At 70.9% G+C, this 3,186-nt stretch carries 3 protein-coding genes; 1 reads left to right on the top strand and 2 read right to left on the bottom strand.

Features of this window, described 5'->3' with window-relative positions; all coding sequences use genetic code 11:
- Nucleotides 1–168: 168 nt before the first annotated feature.
- Together Asi03nite_RS37320 and Asi03nite_RS37315 are read right to left on the bottom strand one after the other, a co-directional pair.
- The gene (locus tag Asi03nite_RS37320) at nucleotides 169–975 is read right to left on the bottom strand and encodes a phosphotransferase (RefSeq protein WP_203685230.1); all 807 of its coding nucleotides are present in this window, start codon (nucleotides 973–975) and stop codon (nucleotides 169–171) included.
- A 65-nt stretch (nucleotides 976–1,040) separates the two neighbouring features.
- Nucleotides 1,041–1,616: a glycine-rich domain-containing protein gene (locus tag Asi03nite_RS37315; RefSeq protein WP_203685231.1), complete on the bottom strand. Its 576-nt coding sequence runs from the start codon at nucleotides 1,614–1,616 to the stop codon at nucleotides 1,041–1,043.
- A gap of 197 nt (nucleotides 1,617–1,813) precedes the next feature.
- Here Asi03nite_RS37315 and Asi03nite_RS37310 point away from each other — a divergent pair.
- A partial coding sequence (locus tag Asi03nite_RS37310; RefSeq protein WP_203685229.1) for a helix-turn-helix domain-containing protein occupies nucleotides 1,814–3,186 on the top strand: 1,373 nt, incomplete at its 3' end.

The raw sequence follows: 3,186 nt of genomic DNA, 5'->3' as shown, positions 1-3,186 counted from the left end.
GTCGAACTCACCCGGGTCAAGGCGCTGTGCCGGACAGACTTCGCAGCAGGCGTCCGCTCGGTCTGTTTGGTGTTCCAAGCGATGAGCCATGGTTCATTGTCGCCTCGGGTGCCGGTCACGACTCGGAAGCCGGTGTGTCGGCTTATTCGGAGCAAGAGGGCGGGTGGCTCAGGTGGAACTGTCGCCGATGGTGAGGAATCGTGCCCAGGTTGCGGAGGCGGTGGCGAGTTCCCGGTGATGTGGTTCCGGTGACCGGTGCGCCTGTTGCGCGCCGCGTGTGGCGCATGCGTCGGCGAACGCACGCACGGCGTCTGGTGGCGCCGATCGCCATGCCGGTACCTGGCGTGCCCAGTTCGCCGCGGATGCGGGGGTGTGCCCGGCTCGGATGAGGCGGATGGTCATCAGGGCCGTGTCGAGCCAGGCTGCGCCGGCGCAAGGGATAGCCCAGTCCACTACCGCGATGTTGCCGTCGTGGATCAGGAAGTTCTTCGTGGTGACGTCGGTATGGACGAGGGTGTCGCCGTCGACCAGGTCCGGTGGCACCCATTCGGCCCATCGCGCGGTCGCGGGCTGGACCTTGATCGGTGGTTTCGGTGCGGGTGTGGCGGACATGGCGGTCAGAGTCGCCGCCAGCGGGCGGAGATCCGGTGATCCCGGGCTTACGTCGATGTGCCGGCCTGGGGCTCGGTCGAAGCCGAGGATCGACCAGCCGGCCGCTTCGGCCTGCCAGCGCAGCCGCGGTGCGCAGGGCGGCATGTACGGATTGAGCCGGGCCTCGCGTTTCTGCATCCAGGCGCGCGGGTTGTCGTCGCGGATGCCTTTGCAGAAGTACACGGCGGTGGCAGCGTGCACGATCGCCACGGTGTCGGCGACCGAACCCGCGTCGATCGGTTCCACTGCGGTGATGGGGCCGGTGTGCTCGTGGACGACGGCGAGGAGTTCGGCGGGAAGCGACTGCCAGGCGACGTGAGGCACACGGGCAGTCTTCCGGCTCCGCGGGGCGCAGCCAAGACCGGCCACGCCCCGCGGACGGGTGAAAGCTACTTGCGTCCCGGGCTGTCGTGGCAGCCGGCGTGGCACTGCGTGCAGTCCGCCGTGGCGGCGGCCGGCCACAGGTCCCGGTCGACGCGGAACCCTGCGCCGTGGATCGCACGGACGGTGACCTTCAGACCGCCGCGCACCGGCTCCTGCGTGATCGGCTCACCGGCCGCGTTGCGGCACTGCTCCGCCGTCGGCGGTTTGGTGCACTTACAGTTGCCGGTCTCGCAGTCGGCGATCTGCAGCATCCCGGCCTCGCCGCGCGGGATCGCCGTCTCGTCCTCGTTGGGCACGTGGTGGATGAACCGGCCGGCGACGTCGTCGCAGAATCTCGCGTAGTCGACGGTGTAGAGGATGAACGTGTGCCAGCCGATGTCGACGAGCTCGGACGGGCCGATCGGCTGGGTCGTCGTGGCGGTGGCACCGAGGAACGCGAGCGCCTGGTCCATGATCCGGGCCGGCATGTCCGGCGCCAGCTCGGGGTGTTCGGCGGCGATCCGGCGGACCAGCCGGTCGAACATGGCCGTGTCGAGCAGGGTCCGGCCGTCGCGCAGGGTGGGTTGGGTGAGGGTGGACATGGGATCCTCCTTGAGTCAGAGAACGCATCCGGGCCGTTCAGGCTGCTGTGGGGTGCCGCCCGGCGCGCCGTTCGATGCATTCATCAACGCCCATGCCTGCCGGTCACTGGTAGGTGCCGTGCAGCCTTTGACAGCGGTTTGCAAAGCCTGAAAACCGCGAGCGTGCCTCGATCACTCCCAGTCGATACGGTCCCGGGATGGACCCACAGGCTCCGCTCGTCGCGCCGACCCATCACGTGTGGGTGTCCACCGGCCTCGCTGCGGCGGTCCGTGACGACCAGCCCGGGACGGTGATCCGGCTTGCCCGGCAGGCTGCGGGCCTCACCCTCGACCAGCTCGGCAGACTGTACGGCTGCTCCGCGTCAACGATGTCCCGCATCGAACGTGGCGGCCCGCCCGGTGACCAGGTCGACGTCCGCCGGGCGCTCGCCGATCTGCTCGGTATCCCCCACGAGTATGTCGGCCTGGCCCGACACGCGCCGCCCGGCGACCGGCAGCCGGGCCCGGCGGCGGCTACGCTGCGGGCAGGAGGTGGTGATCGGATGCGACGCAGGACCCTGTTCGGTGGGGCCGGGGCAGCAGCGCTCACCACCGTCATCGGCACACCCCCGGCCGTTGCCGGCGGCCCGGTCGACATGGGCGCCCACCTAGAGCGACTGATGCTGGCACCGGCGCGGGCGTCCGTCCCGTTCACCCTGGCGCAGGCCACCGCCGACGTCACCGCGGCCGCCGCCGCGTACCGCAGCGCCCGCTACGGGGTGGTCGCGGCTGCCCTGCCCGATCTGCTGGCCGGGTTGCACGCCACCGCGGCGCACAGCACCGGCCGACCCCGCGACACCGCTGCCGGGCTGCTCGCCCGCGCCTATCAACTGGCGTCGAACGTGGCCACGAAACACGGCGACGACGCGATCGCGTTGACGATGGCGGACCGGGCCCGCACCGAGGCGGCCATGTCCGGTGACCCGCTGATGCTCACCGCGGCAACCCACATTCTGGCGATCACCATGCGCCGCGACGGCCACCACACCGCCGCGCTGGAGCTACTCACCGCGACCGCGCAGCACCTCGACATCGCAGGGTTGGACCCGGCGGTCGTCGCCGCGTACGGCAATCTGCTGTGCACTGCGGCGTACACCAGCGCGCAGGCCGGTGACCCGGGCTCGGCCGACACCTACCTGCGGGAAGCGACGGCCGCGGCCGGACACATCGACGGCCACCACATCCCGGCCAGCGCCCTCCCGTTCTCACCCACCACGGTCGCGATGTACCAGATCAGCGTGCACACCACGCTCGGCAACACCGGAACCGCACTCAAGCACGCTCTCGGCGTGAACCCGGCGCTACTGCCCACCCCGGAGCGGCACGGCCGGTATCTTGTCGACACCGCCCGGGCCTGGGCCCGGCACGGCCGGGCCGACAAAGCGGCGCACGCGGTACTCGCCGCCCACCGCCACGCGCCGGAAGAGGTGAACCGGGCCAGCGTCCGCGACCTGGTCACCACCCTGCTCTACGCGCCAACCCCCACCCCTGCCGCGCTTCGCGACCTGGCCACCCGCATCGGGGTCGGCTA

Source organism: Actinoplanes siamensis, assembly GCF_016862395.1.
Taxonomy (GTDB): Bacteria; Actinomycetota; Actinomycetes; order Mycobacteriales; family Micromonosporaceae; genus Actinoplanes; species Actinoplanes siamensis.
Note: the sequence above shows the minus strand (reverse complement) of the source record. Positions and strands in the feature narration are given on the sequence as shown.